Origin of the sequence: Paenibacillus sp. FSL H8-0282 (assembly GCF_037963825.1) — a bacterium.
In the GTDB taxonomy this organism is placed as follows: domain Bacteria; phylum Bacillota; class Bacilli; order Paenibacillales; family Paenibacillaceae; genus Paenibacillus_AQ; species Paenibacillus_AQ odorifer.
Map to the genome: position 1 here is coordinate 910,836 of NZ_CP150146.1, position 19,386 is coordinate 930,221.

At 42.4% G+C, this 19,386-nt stretch carries 17 protein-coding genes; 11 read left to right on the plus strand and 6 right to left on the minus strand.

Features of this window, described 5'->3' with window-relative positions:
- Positions 1–111: 111 nt before the first annotated feature.
- Positions 112–1,128: an Abi family protein gene (locus NST94_RS03925; protein WP_339281691.1), complete on the plus strand. Its 1,017-nt coding sequence runs from the start codon at positions 112–114 to the stop codon at positions 1,126–1,128.
- A gap of 184 nt (positions 1,129–1,312) precedes the next feature.
- Here NST94_RS03925 and NST94_RS03930 read toward each other — a convergent pair whose 3' ends face one another.
- The gene (locus NST94_RS03930) at positions 1,313–2,587 is read right to left on the minus strand and encodes an MFS transporter (RefSeq protein WP_339171432.1); all 1,275 of its coding nucleotides are present in this window, start codon (positions 2,585–2,587) and stop codon (positions 1,313–1,315) included.
- Positions 2,588–2,656: 69 nt separating this feature from the next.
- Positions 2,657–3,568, minus strand: a complete 912-nt coding sequence (locus NST94_RS03935; RefSeq protein ID WP_339281692.1) for a winged helix-turn-helix domain-containing protein — start codon at positions 3,566–3,568, stop codon at positions 2,657–2,659.
- A 318-nt stretch (positions 3,569–3,886) separates the two neighbouring features.
- Between NST94_RS03935 and NST94_RS03940 the strand changes: the two genes are divergently transcribed.
- Both NST94_RS03940 and gshAB read left to right on the plus strand, forming a co-directional pair.
- The gene (locus NST94_RS03940) at positions 3,887–5,239 is read left to right on the plus strand and encodes an MATE family efflux transporter (RefSeq protein WP_339281693.1); all 1,353 of its coding nucleotides are present in this window, start codon (positions 3,887–3,889) and stop codon (positions 5,237–5,239) included.
- Positions 5,240–5,258: 19 nt separating this feature from the next.
- Positions 5,259–7,589: a bifunctional glutamate--cysteine ligase GshA/glutathione synthetase GshB gene (gene gshAB, locus NST94_RS03945; RefSeq protein ID WP_339281694.1), complete on the plus strand. Its 2,331-nt coding sequence runs from the start codon at positions 5,259–5,261 to the stop codon at positions 7,587–7,589.
- 80 nt (positions 7,590–7,669) lie between these two features.
- Here gshAB and NST94_RS03950 read toward each other — a convergent pair whose 3' ends face one another.
- Positions 7,670–8,113, minus strand: a complete 444-nt coding sequence (locus NST94_RS03950; protein ID WP_036684901.1) for a hypothetical protein — start codon at positions 8,111–8,113, stop codon at positions 7,670–7,672.
- A 184-nt stretch (positions 8,114–8,297) separates the two neighbouring features.
- Here NST94_RS03950 and NST94_RS03955 point away from each other — a divergent pair, with 184 nt between their 5' ends.
- The 7 genes from NST94_RS03955 to NST94_RS03985 all read left to right on the plus strand — a co-directional run bounded on the left by NST94_RS03955 (position 8,298) and on the right by NST94_RS03985 (position 15,487).
- Entirely contained in the window at positions 8,298–8,852 is a 555-nt protein-coding gene (locus NST94_RS03955; RefSeq protein ID WP_076130093.1) for a hypothetical protein, read from the plus strand.
- Between the two features lie 240 nt (positions 8,853–9,092).
- Positions 9,093–10,466, plus strand: a complete 1,374-nt coding sequence (locus NST94_RS03960) for a Dyp-type peroxidase (RefSeq protein WP_248549452.1) — start codon at positions 9,093–9,095, stop codon at positions 10,464–10,466.
- Positions 10,460–10,954 (plus strand): hypothetical protein, encoded by a 495-nt coding sequence (locus NST94_RS03965; protein WP_111502622.1) that lies wholly within the window; start codon positions 10,460–10,462, stop codon positions 10,952–10,954. Before NST94_RS03960 ends, NST94_RS03965 begins: the two co-directional genes overlap by 7 nt.
- Before the next feature lie 64 nt (positions 10,955–11,018).
- Entirely contained in the window at positions 11,019–11,954 is a 936-nt protein-coding gene (locus NST94_RS03970) for a catalase family peroxidase (protein WP_248549453.1), read from the plus strand.
- Between the two features lie 136 nt (positions 11,955–12,090).
- Positions 12,091–13,362: a cellulase family glycosylhydrolase gene (locus tag NST94_RS03975; RefSeq protein WP_248549454.1), complete on the plus strand. Its 1,272-nt coding sequence runs from the start codon at positions 12,091–12,093 to the stop codon at positions 13,360–13,362.
- An 84-nt stretch (positions 13,363–13,446) separates the two neighbouring features.
- Positions 13,447–14,094, plus strand: coding sequence for a response regulator transcription factor (locus NST94_RS03980; RefSeq protein ID WP_036684906.1), 648 nt, complete (start codon positions 13,447–13,449; stop codon positions 14,092–14,094).
- Entirely contained in the window at positions 14,078–15,487 is a 1,410-nt protein-coding gene (locus tag NST94_RS03985; RefSeq protein WP_081383602.1) for a HAMP domain-containing sensor histidine kinase, read from the plus strand. The genes NST94_RS03980 and NST94_RS03985 overlap by 17 nt, the downstream gene beginning before the upstream one ends.
- 171 nt (positions 15,488–15,658) lie before the next feature.
- Here NST94_RS03985 and NST94_RS03990 read toward each other — a convergent pair whose 3' ends face one another.
- Genes NST94_RS03990 through NST94_RS04000 form a run of 3 tightly spaced genes read right to left on the minus strand, consistent with a single transcriptional unit; the run spans position 15,659 to position 18,711 of the window.
- Complete coding sequence (locus NST94_RS03990; protein ID WP_339281695.1) at positions 15,659–16,798, minus strand: DHHW family protein; 1,140 nt, start codon at positions 16,796–16,798, stop codon at positions 15,659–15,661.
- 20 nt (positions 16,799–16,818) lie between these two features.
- The gene (locus tag NST94_RS03995; protein WP_280753828.1) at positions 16,819–18,204 is read right to left on the minus strand and encodes an MBOAT family O-acyltransferase; all 1,386 of its coding nucleotides are present in this window, start codon (positions 18,202–18,204) and stop codon (positions 16,819–16,821) included.
- A 6-nt stretch (positions 18,205–18,210) separates the two neighbouring features.
- A complete protein-coding gene (locus tag NST94_RS04000) occupies positions 18,211–18,711 on the minus strand; it encodes a DUF4358 domain-containing protein (protein ID WP_036684911.1) in 501 nt (166 codons plus the stop codon).
- 227 nt (positions 18,712–18,938) lie between these two features.
- Between NST94_RS04000 and NST94_RS04005 the strand changes: the two genes are divergently transcribed.
- Entirely contained in the window at positions 18,939–19,376 is a 438-nt protein-coding gene (locus tag NST94_RS04005; RefSeq protein WP_036684913.1) for a HEAT repeat domain-containing protein, read from the plus strand.
- Positions 19,377–19,386 lie beyond the last annotated feature (10 nt).

The following is a 19,386-nucleotide window of genomic DNA, read 5'->3' on the forward strand; positions in this document are numbered from 1 at the left end:
AGTGGTTTTTAACATTTTCTTATGAAAAATGGAAGTAAACTAGGTAGCTCGCTCATTTAGAAAATTATAGAACCTTTAAATAAATAGATTAAAAATAATGGGGAGATTTATTTGAGCACACATGTTACCAAAACATTCAAGTCTTTACACCAACAAATTGATTTATTAAAAGAAAGAAAACTAATTATTAGAGATGAAGAAAAAGCTAAACGACATTTATTAGAAAAGAATTATTTTGACTTGATAAATGGATTTGAAACATTGTTATTAACTGATTCAAAAGCTACTAATAAAGAATACAATGGTCTTTTTTTTGAAGACTTTTTATTGTTGTATGATTTTGATAAAAAATTGAATTTAGAGATTTTGAAAATTTTAGATAAATTTGAAATCCGTTTGAAATCTTCTATGGCATATCGGTTTTGTGAAAAACATTATTTAAATGCTTCTGATTCTGCATGTTACATTGATATTAATAAGTATACGAATCCACGTTCAAATCATTTGAGTTTACCTAAAGATTTAGCTAAGAATATTTCAGGACATAAAATATTTCAGACAAATATTTATTTCAATGGGGCTACGTATAGTAATTTCATTGAGCATTGCAGAGCTAAATATCCTTATATATCTACTTATGATCACCCGCCGTTCTGGGTGACTATTAAAGTCCTTGAGTTTGGTTCTCTCTTTAGTTTATTATTAGGATTTGAAAGAGATGTTTTTGAAAAGGTCATTGAAGATATGGGGATGAAGTACATTGATAAACAAAAGTTTATCAACTCAGTACGAATTTTTATTGAATTAAGAAATACTTGTGCACATTTTCAATTAGTTAATAGATTTCGGACATCGAATCGTTTAAGGATTGATTCGGGTTTGATAAATGATTTAGGTTTAAGAACCAAAATTAATACTGCAGGAATTTCAACTTATTATGAAATAAGACTATATGACACTTTATTAGTACTTTCCCAGTTTGAAAGTCTAAAAGATATAGAAAAGCTATTTAAAGATTTTTATTTTAGACGTTGTAATTCAAAACGTGAAAAAAGCTTAATGGTAAAGATGTTCGAAAGAATGGGGCGGGGAAAGCATTCAGATTGGTTTAAACTAGGTATTAAATGATTTTTTCTTTATTAATTTTAGAATATATGTTATTATTTATACATAAAATAATCGTGCGTGACGGCGAGTTATCCGAGACAAAGGTTAACTGTATAGTCAAAAAAAGAGATGCTTATAAGCATCTCTTTTTTTTATTCATTTCATCATAAATAATTAAAATGAATTTTTTTAAGCCTATTTCCATCTATCGCTCAGTTACAACACTTTGCGATGAACTTTGCACCACGGGGCGCCGATGAGTGGCTTCAAGTGTGGAGAGGTCGCCGTCCAGTGTTTTGAGTCCGGGGAGCAGCAAGGCTGCGCTGGCGCAGAGCATTGGAAGCAAGCCGGCGATGACAAAAAGCGCAGGCACACCATAGAGTTCAGCAATCGCGGCGCCGGCAAAAGCACCAAAAGGCTGTAAACCGCCACCGATTAAAAAACGGATGGAGTTGACTCTTCCTTGCAGATTGCTCGGAACCAGACGTCCATGGAGTGAAGAGCTTAAGGAGCCGAAGAAGGGGCCTATCGTTCCGGTGGCGAATACGGCGGCGAGAGCAAAAGAAAAACTAGGAAACAACCCCCATAATGTTGTAACTAAACCGATGGTCCCCAGACTTCCGAGCATGACAAACCGCCTCTTTTTAATTTCCCCTATCATGGAAATGACGCTTAGCCCGACTAAGGTTCCAAGTGCGAAAACTGTACTAAGTGTGCCCATCGTCGCCGCATCACGGTGGAGCACTTCGCGTACAAAAGGAACCATCATGGTCCAGACGGCAATGGAGCTTAGATTACTAATAGAGGCCATCATCATTATCGTAAGCATGGCGGGGAATTGTTTATAGAAGGTAAAGCCCTCAGCTATTTCGCGAACGTAGATGGCAATGGAGAAACGGCCTGGAGCTGGAGAGGGCTTGGGTAGCTTCTGCAGGCACAGCAAGGTAGTGATGGCCGCAACGTAACATAACATGTTGATGCTAAGGGCTGGCAGCGCGCCACTGGCAGCGGTCAACGCCCCAGCCAGGGCGGGGCCCAGCAAGACTGCTGCACTTTTGCTGCCATCGATGATAGCAAAAGCCCGCACCAGCTTCCGGCTATCGGCAACGCCGGGAATAACAGCCATGGCTGTTGGCATGAACAGGGCGGCGCAGGCCCCGCTGAGACCAGCGGCGACAAACAGATGCCACAGCTGCAGTTGGCCAGCCAGACCCATGCCAAGTGGCAATGCTATAGCCAGCAGGCGAATGGCTGCCAAGCAGGCCATAAAGCGTACCCGGTGGAGTCGGTCGGACAGCGGCGAGCCCAGCAAGCGCAGCAGCAGCTCAGGTATGCCGGAGCTGAGTGCGAGTGCTCCCATCGCTAGTTTGGAACCCGTCAGCTCATAGACGAGCCATTCCATAGCCAACAAGCCAAAAGCATCCCCAAAAGCACTTAAAGTTATGGTTGAGAGTAAACCATAATAGCTGCGTTTTATCATAGCCTGTTCGCTCCTTTCTTATATTTCTCGCATATACGCTTACAGTCCTTATAAGGACGCTTAAGGCGTTTATGCTTGATTCTCTAGATATGACCCAATCTGTTGCGGTAGCCCATTTAAGGCTTCCAATCGCAGGCTATACGATGTGCTTTTAACGTTGGTATGGACAATGACCAGTCCTGCTGCGCGCAGCGCGATCAGATGGTAGTGGATTGTACTTTTAGAAAGTCCGACTTCCCGCACGATTTCCGTGAAATTCAACTGCTTGCCTGTAAGCAAACGAAGGATATACAGCCGCGTCTCATCCGAGAGTGCCCGGGTAAGGCGAAGTAGTGCTGGAGCAGGCCGGCCAGCTTCCGGAGGGAGAACATCACAAGAGTAGCTAGTGAACACGAATTCATCAAACATAGAGGTGGTGACCAGTGGGCGGGCATGATATTGCGGAATGATAATGACCTGCTTCAGACGTTCGGTTGGATAGAGACGCATTCCGTCGGTTGCTGCTTCAAAGACTTCCATATCATTGTTCCCATTCAGTATCGTTCGTCTTGACTCGGCTTCCTGTTCAAGCCCTTTGAGGATATTAGGGTCGATTCCATTGAAGTAACCCGCGTTCCATTCGCGCAGGATGTCAGAGGCAGTGTCCCTTAGCTCGGAAAGATTAGAGGGGACCGATTGGCCGAAACGTCCAGATATTTCATACAGTTCACCCGAAGTTAACCGATCAAACCAATCCAGAAAGCTGCTAACCGAACGTTCTACTGGACAGCACCAAATGTAGGGAGCCAAACTGAAATCATCAAGTTTCTTAACGACCTCTTGCATTTTACGAAGCAACATCGGGGCAAATCTTGCTTGGACTTCACGTACCCAGAGCTTACCGGAATCCATAGCAGTATGGTTCTGCTTGCTTAGAAAAGCAGTCATACTGTTCACACATTCATACATGGGGGCAAAATCGACTTCTACTTTATATTCCATGAGCTTCTCCATCCTTTGAGTAAGTTACTGAAACATTTATTAGTTCTATAATTATAGAACTTTTTATTGGTTTTATTGTAAACGAACTATATTCCATTTTCAATAGCTTTTCGACTGAAAACAAAAGAAATTTTAATTACGAAAAAAAGACAGTTCCGGTAGGCACATTTTGTGCATTAGGAACTGTCTTTTGACGTCTACACAATTTATATACTTTTTAGGAGTTCTGAGTAGATTGCTCAAATATAATCAATTGATTATATAAGTGTTTGGTTATATAATAAATCTGAAACTCAGATGAAGAAGGTGTTTTTAGATTTGAAGGAATTTCAGGGCATGAATGATTTGACTCAGGGTCCTATTATGCCTACCTTAATGAAATTAACGCTTCCCATTATTGCGACGAATTTCATCTCCACAACCTATGGCCTCGTCGATATGATTTGGGTTGGAAGATTGGGAAGTGGTCCTGTTGCCGCGATTGGCACGGCGAGTTTTTTCATTAATCTAGCGATTGCATTGTCGACTATGATTACGATCGGTACAGGGATTAAGGTTGCGTTTTGTATGGGATCTGGCCAGATAGAGAAGGCTAAATCTTATATGAAAAACGGGTTTGCGATGTCTATTTTATTAGGACTTCTCTATATGAGTTTAGTTCTGTTGACCAACAATCAGTTGATTGGTTTTTTTGGTCTTGGAAGTGATGAAGTTGAACGGATGGCACGACAATTTTTAATGATTTCGATCTTCGGGACGGTATTTTCCATCGTAAATACTTTGTTTGCCACACTCTTAAACTCGATGGGAAATAGTAAACAACCGTTTCAGATCTTCTCTGTTGGTCTTATGGTTAATATCGTCCTTGATCCATTTTTAATTTTTGGCTGGGGCAGTTTTGAAGGTTGGGGAGTAGCGGGGGCAGCCACGGCAACATTGACAGCGAACATCTTAGTTACGGCTCTTTTTATCATAAAGACAAGAAAGTCAGAAATCATTTCGAACACATCAGCATGGGACAGTCGTCAAATGAAAGAAGTAATTCGTATGGGACTTCCGATCACAATCCAACGGGTCACCTTTACGCTCATATCGATCGTCATTGCTAAGATCATTGTACGTTTTGGGGCGGATGCGATTGCGGTGCAAAAAGTAGGGATTCAAATTGAATCTATTTCTTATATGACTATTGGAGGACTACAGGGAGCTATTGCTGCCTTTTTTGGACAAAATTATGGAGCACGCCGATTGGACCGTATAGGGCAGGGATATCGTAAGGCTTTGATCTTAACCTCCATCTTTGGCGTGATCATATCGCTTATATTTATTGCGTTCCCGCAGCAGCTATTTTCCTTGTTTTTATCAGATCAGACAAGCCTGGAATTAGGCACTGATTATATGCGCATCATTGGCTACTCTCAATTATTTATGTGTATGGAATTAATGACAGTAGGTGCGTTTAACGGCATTGGCCAAACTCATATCCCGCCGATCTTCAGTATTACATTTACTGCACTGCGAATTCCACTAGCCTTGATTTTATCCGAACCTTTTGGCCTGAATGGGGTGTGGATGTCGATTGCTCTAAGCAGTGTGTTTAAAGGGGTTATTCTTGTGTTCTGGTTTAGAAGATCTTTATTCAAAATGAACAAACAGCAGATAAACTACTAAGCAAAGGATGATCGTTGAAATGGCTTTATTAAATCGTAAACTCATACAGCTTCTGAGGGATAACCATTTGAATAAGGAGCTTTTTCACGGCGAATTTGGACTGGAAAAAGAAAATGTCAGAGTGGATCCAGAGGGAAGGCTTGCGCTGACACCACATCCTAAAGCTTTTGGCAACAAAATGGAGAACCCGTATATTCAAACCGATTTCTCAGAGAGTCAAATTGAAATGGTCACCCCTTCTTTTGATTCTATTGATGAGACTTATAACTTTCTGGAGGCGCTGCAGGATATTGTGTCGCTTGAGCTCAAGGAAGAATATCTGTGGCCGAGTAGTAATCCTCCAAGGCTACCGAATGATCAGGACATCCCCATTGCCAAGATGGGTAATCCGATTGAGGATGAATACAGACATCAGCTAGCAGACAAATACGGTCGCAAAAGACAATTGCTGAGCGGAATCCATTACAATTTCTCTTTTGATGAACAATTTCTGAGACAGCTTCATGACATAACAGATCCACAGGTGAGCTTTAAAGAATTCAAAGACGCTACCTACTTAAAAATAGCCCGTAACCTATTGAGGTACCGTTGGCTTCTTATCTATTTAACAGGCGCCAGCCCTGTTTTTGATAAGACTTATATGGAACAATGTGTAGCTCGCGGGGAAACAGATGACGACAAAAGCTTTTATTATCAGAATATGAATTCACTGCGGAATAGCGAATGTGGGTATCGAAATGAAAAACCTCTTTATGTATCTTTTGCTTCGTTAAAGGATTATGTTCATGATTTACAAGCTTTGATCGAATCGGAAGAATTATTAAGTGTAAAAGAGTTTTATAGTCCGGTTAGAGTGAAGACAGCAAGAGGCAAACACCCTTTAGAGGAACTGATGCAAGATGGGATAGCTTATTTGGAGCTTCGGTTTATTGATCTGAATCCACTCTACAAAATAGGAATCGGCAAAGAAACGATGATTTTCATTCATCTTTTTATCCTGTATATGCTGCTGAAGGAGGACGAACCGTTCGGAGTAGAGGATCAGAAGATGGCGAATCTTAATCATGATCAACTAATCATGGAAGGAATAAAGGGATGTTTGCATGATTACGGGGATTCATGTACAACGATGGAGCAGCAGGCATTAACTTGTATTCATGAGATGCAGAATATGATCCAACTGTTGAACCCGGAGAATGAAGTGTTTTTGAACGTATTGCATGGAGCTAAGAATAAAATTGTAGAGCCAGACCGGAGTTTTGCAGCTATTGTGAAGTCGGAAGTTCAACAATCCTCTTTTGTACAATACCATCTGAATAAAGCTAAACAATATGCTAAGGAAAGTCTTGCGAATGGATACCGTTTTGTGGGATATGAGGATCTGGAGCTATCTACACAGCTTCTTTTGAAGGCAGCGGTTAAACGTGGCATTAAGTTTCAATTGATCGATCGGGAAGAGAACTTTGTAGTTCTTACGCAAGGTGATCATAAAGAATATATTAAGCAAGCTACGAAGACCTCCCTTGATTCTTATAGTACGGTATTAATCATGGAGAATAAGATCGTTACGAAAGAAGTTCTTAAACAGCAAGGCATTCGTGTTCCCGCAGGAGAAGCTTTTCGAAATCTGGAAGAGGCAATGAATGCGCATGGCACTTACCGTAACAAGGCTATTGTGATTAAGCCCAAATCAACCAATTTTGGACTCGGCATTACTATTTTTACAGACGACTTCTCTAAAGAAGATTATCAAAAAGCCTTCGAAATCGCCTTCGAGTTTGATCGAACAGTGCTACTAGAGGAATTCATGACGGGTAAAGAATATCGTTTTCTTGTCATGGGTGATGAAGTAGTCGGAGTATTGCACCGGGTTCCTGCAAATGTGATTGGAGATGGTGTACATACGATTGAACAACTAGTGCACGAGAAAAATAAGGATCCGTTAAGAGGCCGTGGGTATAAGACACCACTTGAGAAAATTCAGATCGGTGAAGCAGAAGCGATGTTCTTGAACAACCACGCTCAGGCTTGGAGTGATATTCCTCCATTAAACGAAGTCATCTATCTTCGGGAGAACTCTAATATTAGCACGGGTGGTGACAGCCTGGATTTTACGGATGAGATCCCAGATAGTTATAAGGCTCGGGCGATTCAAGCGGCTAAAGCTGCGGGCGCCACTTTTTGTGGAGTGGATATGATGATTGATGACATCAAGGAAGAAGCCAATGATACGAACTATAGCGTTATTGAGATTAACTTTAATCCAGCGATTCATATTCATTGTTATCCTTATAAAGGGAAGAACCGAAAGGCGGATGAACGGATTCTGAATCTATTATTTGGGGAATAAACAGAAGCTCAACCAGTACCTTTGGTTGAGCTTCTGTTTTTAAAGGGGCAATTCGCTCCCTCACCCACTACATGTTCATGTTAGGAGTTACCCGCAGCTGCAACGCCACTAAAGTTTCTGGCTTGGACATTATTAAAGGGATCTGTTGCAGCTGCATTTGTGAAGATCTCTGCTGTGTACTGAATTTGCCCTGTTGCGACAGCCGCTGGTGGTGGAATATCTACTGCTGTAAAACCGAAAGCTTCATTTTCTCTGCTGATCGCAACCCCAAATGTCGTGGTGAAAATGATCGTTCCGTTTCTGCGAACATTAACGGTATTGGTATTGAAAAGAGGATTGTTTTCTACTTTTAGAAATCCGGTCAAAAGTACGCGGACATTGCCTTGATTCTCAGCCGACACGCCTGCGGTCTGAATACCAATATCTCCAAAAACAAGGGGAGTCGCTGCTAGTGGAATAACTGCTGGTGTAGCATCAGAAGCAGCTTGGTTGGATAGTCTTAAATCTACAAACTGAATGGTCATCTTATATTCACCTCCTAGAAATAGAATATGATAGAAGGAGAGTTAACTCTTGGATTTTCTATATAATTCATCAGCTACCTACTTGCATGGCTTGATGATCAAGTGTTAAATGAAAGAAGGGTTAGAAGTTTAAGGAAAGGCGGGAGCTATTATCAAATATAGGAATAAGTCTAAAAGGATATTATTGATTTCATTGATGCTGTTGGCAGTAGTTATCATTGGTGCGGTGGTGCTTGGGGAACGCGGAGGAATAATGAGTAAATCCGAGAGCTCTTTCAAAAGCCCTGCTGAGCCATCGCCCCTTATCATTACACATGAGAATAGTACAGATGCTATAGAGAATTATGTCATTCTAAAGACGAGCTGGAATGGAGCGGACTATGATCGGGCTTCCTTTTACTATACGGCTTGGCATAGTGAACCTACGCTTCTAACGGGGCTGCATCGTTTGAAACCAGGGGAGAAACTGCAGGTCGACTTTGGAGATTACGCACCGAGTGAAGTCACAGTAAAGATGGCCTATCTAACTGAGAGCTTTGATGAATCGCAGCTTCCAATTGTAGAAGTTCCTGTAACACTCGTCGAAGGGAAATATGAATTTGTGAACCCTCCAGCATCCACCAGTGATATTCCCACTTCGGGTCGCGTCTTTAGTGTTATAGCTAGATGGGGTGAGAACAGCTGCGAATATGTCTTCGCATCAGATGGCAAGTTTGATAACTATGAATATGATTTGTGAGGTTAGTCGAAGATAAGAGATGTTCTAAAGCCGGTCCGGTTTTGGAATATCTCTTTTTTTGTCTCGATTTTAGACAAATCTAACGATGTGTCTATTTTTTAGACAATGTACCGTTATTGTCTAGTTGGGGAGGACTGTTAACCTGATTAACCATTTAGGGCTAAGTTTAATTAGATCGAGAGACGGATGAGAGAATACCCGTTTTTAATATTATGAAAACAACTTTAAGACGAGGGAGGAGTGAGCGTCATAGGTACAGAAACGGAAGAACTGAATTATGATGACATTCAAGGAATCGTCTTACAAGAACGGCCTACCCCCTACGTAGGAACCTATGTATTGCTGTCTATCGATCATCAACAGGACGGGAAAGTGATGCTGAAGCGGCTTCTCGACGAAGTGACGTCGGCCGGACAGTGGAATAATCCTCACGAAGGTGCTTGGGTCAACGTTGGTTTTACCTATCAAGGACTCCAGAAGCTGGGGATTCCCAAGGAGTCACTCAACAGCTTCGACCTGGAGTTCCGGGAGGGCATGGCTGCCCGGGCAGCTAAGCTAGGGGATGTAAACGAAAGCAGCCCGGAGCACTGGGAAGACCCGCTGGGTACTGACAAAGTCGATGTGGCGCTTGCTCTGTTCGCGCCTACCAAAGAAGCGCTGCTTCAAGCAGAAGAAGCAGCCCATCGAATCCACTGCGAACTGAATGGTGTATCCGTCGTTTACCAGCTGGATGTCGGAATGAATCCTGACGGACGTACTCATCTGGGCTTCATGGATGGAATCAGCAATCCGAGAATCGAAGGAAACCATATACCCAATGCGGTGGGGCAGGAAGCGGAGATTAAAGCCGGTGAATTCCTGTTCGGGCATTTAAATGAATCCGGCACTATAACACAGGGACCACAGCCGGCAGAACTTGGCCACAATGGAAGTTACCTCAGTTTCCGTAAATTGCATATGAGGGTCGCGACTTTCCGTCGTTATTTGCGGGAGCATGCGGATAACCGGGAAGAGGAAGAACTTTTGGCCGCTAAAATGGTAGGAAGATGGCCGAGCGGAGCCCCTTTAAGTCTGGCTCCTGAAGCAGATGACCCGGCACTGGGCGAAGACGTCAGCCGACGGAACGCATTTACGTACGGGGATGATCATAAAGGGTTGAAATGTCCGGTAAGCTCGCATATCCGTCGTGCATTTCCCCGAGACAGCTTGCAGGATTCGGTTGTTAATGTGAACATTCACCGGTTGCTCCGGCGGTCAACGATGTATGGCCCTATACTGCCAAAAGGTGTAATGGAGGATGATGGTCAGGATAGAGGCCTTATTTTTGCAGGTATATGCAGCTCATTGTCCCGCCAATTCGAGTTTATCAAGAGCGATTGGTTAAATGGAGGCAATTTCGCGGGCATGTCAACCGAGAAAGACCCTATTACCGGTAAGAATGAGGGGGAAGGGATGTTTACCATTCCGGACAAACCTATTCGCCACCGGATGAAAGAAATTCCAAGTTTTTCAATCACCAAAGGCGGGGAGTATTTCTTTGTTCCCAGTATGACTGCATTACGGTGGATGGCAGAGTTGGATCAACATATATCTAAGGAGGAATTAACATGTTAGAAGGACAAGATCAGACTAATCCGATTACAAGCGCTGGACGTGCCGGCCTGCGGGAAGGTGAAATATCTGAGCTTACCATCATTGCGCCGCTTAAAGAAGGTGGGGCGGATCGTCTCCGTGAGAAGCTGAAAAAAAGCGCATCAAGACAAGCCGAAACGATGGCGAAGATCGCGACCGTTCACGACATGCGCTTCGTAATCTTTGATAACGACACGCGGCTGTTGTTCGCGACGGCTTATGATGGAGATTGGGATAGTTATATCGATGATTTTGGAACTGAAATTCCAGAGTTGTTGAATAACATGTTTAATGAAGTGAAGGATTTTCCGGGAATTGAATCTTCGGAAGCGAAAGACTTCATCGCCAATCATCAGATCACTGCATCCGGCTGGTACAGTGCTTATCCCGATGCCACGGTCAGAGATATTTGGCGCGGACAGCGAATTACGAAGGCCTGGAACGACTTGCTTGACGCATCACAAAGCTAAATAACTAGAAAAGGGGGCTTTGTCCCCTTTTCCTTTCTGATAAATTACAAAGAGGTGAACGAAAATGAACAATAATAAATTAGTGTCGTCTGAACTCGCAGAAGAAGCGGTAAACTCCATTGAGGAGGTAGCAGGCAAATATCCGGGTTATCGACGCGCGCACGCCAAAGGTGTTGTCTACCAGGCGGTGTTCACCCCTAACGGCCAAGCGGGTCCTTTAACAACAGCTGCACATTTGCAAAATCAAGAGGTGCAAGCTCTCGTACGCTTCTCCAATAGCTCGACTAATCCGTCCATCCCTGATGTTTTTTCGCCTGCAAAAGGAATGGCGGTTCAGTTTGTATTGCCTGATGGGGGCGTGACAAGTTTGGTGACAATTACATTGCCGATCTTTTTTGCCAAAACACCGCAATCCTTTATTAATATCTTACGTACAATTAAAGAAAATTCGTTTGAGGGAGCGACTATTGCAGACAAATTCAAAGCCGTCATGGAGAAGTATTCGGAAAGCCGGGCTGGGCTTCAAGCCGTGAAAATGCTGCAACCGCCACTCAGTTTTGCAACCAACCTTTATCATTCCATTCATGCCTATTACTTCACCAATGCTGCTGGCGAGCGGCGGGCTATTAAATATGAGTGGGAACCGGAAGCGGGTCTGCACTTTCTGGCCCAGGAAGAGGTGGAGAATCGATCTCCCGATTATTTGGAGGATGAACTAATCGAGAGACTGTCCAAAGGTCCTGTGGCGTTTCAATTGACAGTAATCCTCGGACAGGAGGGAGATCCTACGGATGACCCGACGTCTGCTTGGCCTGAAGACCGGGAACGGATTGTTGTCGGCCATTTGTCGATCACCGGCGTGGCAGACGAGAAGGCTCAAGAGTACGTCTTTGATCCGACAGTTGTACCTGCCGGCATTGAATGCTCTGAAGATCCTATTCTGAACTTTCGTCATGATGCCTATGCGGAGTCACATTCCCGTCGAAGTACTAATCAGTAAGCATTTATTTTATATTCTATGAATATGATCGGGCTGTCCTAGAATGTCTGCCGACATCCTTAGGGCAGTCTTTTTAGGTATCTCTTGTGACACTCTTGTAACAGAGATTGGCTACGATAGGTTACGAGGTGAGAGAATGAAGAAGTTTAAAGGATTTATCGTATTGATTTTGTTGGCAGTCGTAGGATGCAGTGCAGCAACACCACAAGCAAATCTTGAACCGGAGAAGGAGGTAAAGGAAGAGGTCAATGAGAAGATCGCTTTCTGGGATCAACAGCGTAAAGGAACAAATTTCATGAATTCCAAATCTATACCCGAAAATTATGATGCAGCGAAAGAAAATAATATAGAGTTCATTAGACTTGCGCCAGATAAATGGGCAAAAGATAGTGATTTCCTGTTTAACGATCAACCGGATGCTAATCCAGATAAAGACTTTTTAATAGGGAATGCAGATAAATACGAGGGGCTTGTTGAGGATGATTTTACAGCGTTAAAAGCAGACTTGGATGCAGCCGAGGCGCGGGGTTCAAAAGTAGTGCTGACAGTCCTTAGTTTGCCCGGCGATCGGTGGCGGCAGTTTAATAATTATACAAATGATGATCGAATCTGGAAGGATTTCAGTTATCATGAACAAGCGGCAACATTTTGGAAGGATCTTGCGGAAAGATTAAAAGATCATCCTGCGGTGGTCGGCTATAATCTTATTAATGAGCCACATCCTGAACAAGCTACTGGATTTAATGATTTCTGGACAGAGGATTACAACGAATGGTATAGCTCAGTGGAGAATACTCCGGCGGATTTGAATCTTTTATATGAGACTATTGTGACAGCGATTCGAACCGTAGATACGGAAACCCCTATTATCGTCAATTCTGGTCTGTATGCTACACCATGGGCCTTTAAATATTTGAAACCCATCGATGATGCGAATGTATTATATGCTTTTCATATGTACGAACCCTACGAACTCACCAGCCAAAATAAGAAAAAAGGCTTAACCTATGAATATCCTGGAACAGTTAAAGTAGGTGAGGAGAAGACGGAAAAAGCATTCAATAAGAAAGCCTTAAAGGATTTTCTAGAACCTATCGCACAGTGGGCAGAAAAAAATAACATCCCTGCTAATCGTATTGTCGCTGAAGAATTTGGCACGAACCGGCTTGTAAAAGGAGCAGATCAATACTTGGCTGATTTAATCTCGATTTTTGATGATTACGGCTGGCACTGGGCGTTTTATGCGTTCCGGGAGGATACTTGGGATGGCATGGATTATGAACTTGGCACTGAGCCTCCAACCTGGGAGTATTGGGAAGCGATAGAGAAGGGTGAACAGCCTGATCGAAAGACAGTCGATAACCCGATATGGAACGTACTGACGAAGGGGCTAGAGAAGTTGCAATAACGTAGCATGAAAATATATGAAAAGGTGAAACCTGTAAAGGATTTCGCCTTTTTCTTCTGATAACTATAGGAAGGAGAATCTACTTTGAATATTTTAATTGCGGATGATGAGAAACACATGACCACTATATTGAAGACTTATTTTGAAAAAGAAGGCTATAACGTTTGGACAGCAGCGGATGGTGAGGAAGCGCTAGAGCTCTTTTTTTCCAATAGGATTGATCTTGTGGTGCTGGATTGGATGATGCCTAAGCGAAGCGGGCTTGAGGTTTGTAATGAAATCAAGAAGGTTAGTTTGGCTAAAGTTGTAATGCTGACCGCAAGGTCTTCCCATGATGATGAATTCAGTGCCTTGGATATAGGAGCAGATGAATATATAAGAAAACCATTCGACCCAAGGATTTTGATGCTTAGAATTAAAAAAATGCTAGGCACTGAAAAAGTGGCTGCGATTAGGGATTTAGAAATCGATTTTGAGCGGAAGAAAGTGTACAAGAATGGGGCCGAACTGGCGTTATATAAAAAAGAATTTGAATTGCTAACCTTCCTGTATGAGCATAAAGGACGTATTTTATCCAGAGATGCCTTATTGTCTGCGGTTTGGGGAATGGATTATCTGGGCGAAGAAAGAACGGTAGATACGCATATTAAGAGGCTGCGCGATAAAATTGGGGCTGACCACGTGATCACGCATAGGGGAATGGGGTACAGCTTCCATGATAAAAATTCATAAAATAAGTACGAAGTTATTGATCATGGTGAGCATTATTTTGCTGATTGTTTTTGGTACGTCTTATTTCCTGCACAACTATTTCTCAGCAGATTATTACCTATACAAAATGAAAACCAAGATCAACACCATTTATGACGAAGTAAAGGATCTCCGTTTGGATCAACTCATGGAAAATGAAAGCAGGATCGAGAACAATAATAACGTAACGATTGTTAGGGTTGAAAACAGTGGAAGTACAGCAGAAATTAACGAAAATATTCAATTTGCGTTGTTTAAAGATAAGGTGGCACTTAATAAATTTTGGATCACAGATGAGGTATTACAAAAAGTAAAACAAGGCAACACGGTTAATCTTTTATTTAATCAGGGCAAATTGAAATCGAGTCTGTTAACGAAAATATACGAGCAGGATAGCAGTCTAATCCTCATAGGAACTGTGGTTGTGCACAATACAGATGCCTTGACCCTCGTAAATCAATTCAGCTTTTACTCCATTCTACTGGGGATTATTATCAGTTTGCTGTTAGTGGCTTATTTTTCAAAAAAGATCATTACACCGTTAGAACAATTACAGGATGTCGCGAAGGATATATCCAATCTCGATTTTAAACAAGTGACGATTCAAACGGGGGATGAAATCGAAGAGCTCTCGAAAAGCATCAATCAGATGAGTCAGCGTCTAAAGAGCACCCATGCCAAATTAGAGGAGAAAAATCAAAGTTTAAATACCCTTATCTCAAGCATTTCGCATGAAGTGAAAACACCATTATCCTTAATCCAAGCCTATACGATTGGCATTCAGGACGGTCTGGATGATGGCACGTATACGGATATCATTTTGGAGCAAGTGAAGTATACGTCGGATATGGTGGATTATTTAATTAAATTGTCCAAGATCCAGAAGTCAGAAGTGCATAAAGAGCCTTTTGATCTTAAAGAGCTTCTGCTAAAAGTGATCTCACATTATAATATTACGTTAAAAAATAAAAACATAACCTTAATGAGCGACTTTCATTCGCTTGAATCCTCTATCGTTGAAGAAGATATCAGCCAAATCGAGATAGTATTCAACAACTTAATTAGTAATGCCATTAAATATGGTGAAGAGGATTTTTTTGAAATAAAACTACGGAGTGACACTACGCGTACATTAAAATTTACGATCTCCAATAAAACCACTCGCCTGAAAACGGAACATTTAGCGTATATCTGGGACCCATTCTATGTAATTGAAGAGTCTCGAAATAAAGAAATCTCCGGTACTGGACTTGGCCTGTCCATCGTCGCGGAGATACTTGCTAAAAACGATCTGAAATACGAGTCCAGATTAGAGGACTCATATATTAGTTTTAGTATTTGGTTTGAAGTTAAGGAGGGAATTTTGGAACAGTAGGAGCGTTAGCGTTCGCCTGAAAGCTTTCCTAAGGAAAGCTCGCATCGGAAGCATAAGCTGTCTCCGGAGGTTATCCGCTGATAGCGGTAAAATCAAAAACATCTGGAGACAACTGCGACCGAAAGTCCAACATTCCCGCAGTTACGTACAACACCTATTCCCTGAGTGCCTTTAATTTAACTTCAATAGCGCCGCATTATCAATAAAAGTAGCCGTATTAAAAAGCAGCAAGACATCCTTGATATCATTTTGAGCCATATAATCACTGATGTTTCCATTATAATAACGGATATCGATCACATGGATTTCAGGCACATGCTGAGTCAGGAAAGGAATAACGCTATGTGCATAAGAGTCCTTGATGACGAGCAGCTTTTTCTGTTTGACCGTTGTTGGATCAAGCTGGCTGGTGATTTTCATTAGCGCATGTACGCCCCCTAAGAAATAAGAGTACTTATCCTTTTTCTCCAGATAACTTAGGTCATACATACTTTTTAAAGTCTCACCGGTATCTTGAATGTACATTTGGGTGGATACCTCATGATTAGGTTTGTACATTTGAATGGAATCAGGTGTGACCCCGATAAATTGCCCCCGGGTATGATAGCTTCCGAGAAATGAATTACTCACAGTCTGAATCTGGTATTCGCTCTGGGACAGAGGCTGCCAGCCCATGCTTTGAGCATAGGCTACATAAGCTAAGTAGGCACCGTAGGTTGTCCAGTGATGGTCGGTCCGATAGTAAATGGGTTCTGCGGCATGTGGGCTAAGAACATCAAATCCATTTATAAAAGTAAGGCTATCTCCTACATCCTTAGCTATTGTTTGATTCACCTCAGCTTGCGAGTAGACAGGAGCTAACCAGGGTAGACGTTCCTTGTACAAGCCAACCGATGTAGGTGCCAATAAGAAAGTGGTGTTTGCATCGGGATTGTTATCGGCAAAGCGTTTCACAGCTGCTGCATATTGCTGAACTTTAGTGTAATCAGGTGCTGCGAATTTTTCGAAAAGATAGCCGTCTTTTCCTTTATAGATTCCGTTATTCTCTTGCTGTAGCCTCATCTGTTCCACCGCCGATTTCACCCATACCCATTTGGCCCGAAATGGAAAATGATCAGTTACAAAGCTTTCGGCCTCTTCCGCATAGGTATGGGATAATAAATTGTCCCATGTCAGATGGGGGGCCTTTTGCAAATACCGGTTCACAAGCTCAGAGAAACGCTGAACAGGCAGTAAGAAAAAGAGGATAGCGACCAGAAATAACGTTGCAACAAATCCCCCAGCCAGGATTCGATCCGTCTTCTGCTTCATAAACAATCACCCCCTAATGGTTAGAACCGGAAATATAAAAATGGATTAAAGGTTGCATCTACTAAGTAGGCAACAGATAGGAAAAATAACACGCCATACCAAACAAGAGCAGGAACCGATCTAGAATCTATCCGCTTGGAGATTTTCACAGGTGTAGAGGCAAAGGTTAACACCACGAGTAGAATTGCGTTCGTGTAAGTGAAGTATAAAGTGGTGTTATTCCATAACGGCTGTCCATTAAAGCCAAGCATCGCTTGTAAGTAGCCAATGACCAGAGGAAGTTCTTCAAAAGCGAACAAGACCCATCCGATGAGTATAAGTACTACAGCATATAAATGTCTTGTCCAACGGGGGAGGCGGCTTAATAGCTTTAATCCCCACCATTTTTCAAAGATAAGAATGACCCCGAAGTATAATCCCCAGAGCAGAAAATTCCAGCTGGCCCCGTGCCAGATACCCGTGAGCAGCCATACGATGAGGATGTTGCGCACTTGAACGCCTAACCCCTGGCGGTTGCCTCCAAGCGGGATGTAGACATAGTCACGAAACCAACTGCTAAGGGAAATATGCCATCTTCGCCAAAAGTCAGTAATACTCTGAGAGATATAAGGTTTGTTGAAGTTCTCATTAAAGCGGAAGCCGAACATGAGACCGAGACCAATAGCCATATCCGAATACCCGCTGAAGTCAAAATAGATCTGAAAAGCAAACGCAATAACCCCAAGCCAAGCGGTAAAAGCAGGCAGGGAATCTAGATTGGAGCTGGATATGGTGTGCCAGAGCAGACCGATGTTGTTGGCGAGCAGTACTTTTTTGGCTAATCCGATTATGAATCTCCGTACACCTTCTGCGAACATGGGGATATCGACCGTACGTTCACGTAGTTGCCCGGCAATGGTGTTATATTGAACAATCGGACCTGCTACTAACTGTGGAAACAGGGCTACAAATGTACCGAAATCAATCCAATTGCGTTGTGCTTTCGTAGTTCCTCTATAGACGTCAATAATGTAGGACATGGATTGAAAAGTATAAAATGAAATCCCAATAGGTAAAGGTAAATCCGTTAAAGGAATATGTGTACCGAGGAGTCCATTTATATTTTGGATGAGAAAATCTGCGTATTTAAAATACGACAATAAGCCTAGATTAATAATGACGGAACTAACCACAATCCACTTGCGCTGCACCGCAGTCAGCTTTGGTCTGCTGAGAAGTAGACCAAAGCTGTAATCTGTAATGGTGGACAGCAACATGATTACAATGTAGACAGGTTCGCCCCAAGCATAAAAAAACAGGCTGCTTAAAAACAATATGAGGTTTTTGATTCGCCAGGGCGAAACATAATAGAGCGCTAGGACAGCCGGCAGGAATAGGAATAGGAAAAGTAGGCTGCTGAATACCATGGTTATTTATTTTTCTGTGAAGTAAGTATCGAAGTCTGCTACGAGTTTATCTTGATCCGCAGGATCAGCAATAACGAACAGGAAATAGTTACCCTTTTTAATAAGTTTATAGTTCTTGGCATTTTCGTATTGATCAGGCAGATAGGTTTCGAATTGTTTTTGAACATCTGTTGCACGCGCTTTGATGGCATCCTCAACAGTAGTCATATCTTTTACATCTTTAACTTTCAGAACGGCGATTTCGTTAGTTTTCACATTCATCATAGGCATTCTAATGCTATAATCTTCAAGCAATTCTGGGTTGAGATGATATAGCTGTTCGACTGTAGCCGCATCAAGCTCCATTAATGATGGCTGCTCTACTTTGCTCAGCATTTGATCGACCATTTCTTTTGCAGTTAGATTCGTTTCAATGGCAGCCCCATTGTTACTGTTGTTGCTGGAACAGGCGCCAAGCACCACACTTAGTACAATGGTTAACGCTAGCATGAAGGTATGCTTTTTCAACTTAGGTCACTCTCCTTGATGTATTGTCTGAATTTCTCTAGTTACTAACGTATATAGTCGATAGAATGTTGCGCTGGGGACTTACTCCGGATACTTTACCCATATTTTTGCGGAAATATGATATTCACATGAATTCATGCAAAGATCTTCCTCTCTTAGCTTGCGCAATGGTTGGTTATACTGTTACTGTAAGATAGATAGTTTTTAATAGAAGGGGATTGAACGGAATGATCGAAGAACTGAACAATGAACTACCGGAGAATTATGAGGAATTAAAGAAAGCTGCCAACCGCTCTGCGGATTGGAGAGCGCGTCTAGAAGCAGTTGAAGAGCTGGGACAGACCAACCACAAACAAATTATCGATATCCTGACGCGTTTAATGGAGAGCGATCCTGTATATACAGTTCAAGAAGCTGCTTACCTTAAGCTGAAGGCTTTTGGTGAAGACGTTAAGGTGCCATCGAAGAACAAGCCTGAACTAGTTAAAGGCGTATCCAAGATCCTGCTGAGAATTAAAAAGAGCCTGCCAAGAGATCATTCTTACGAGGACTTCAAAGAGAAGCTGAAGAAGATGAGAGTTGACGTGTACGACGCTTATGAAGGTGAAAAAGGCGCTGACTTCGATACGTGGCTGATGAAGATGTGGACTTCCGCAAATAAGTAAAGGATGACAA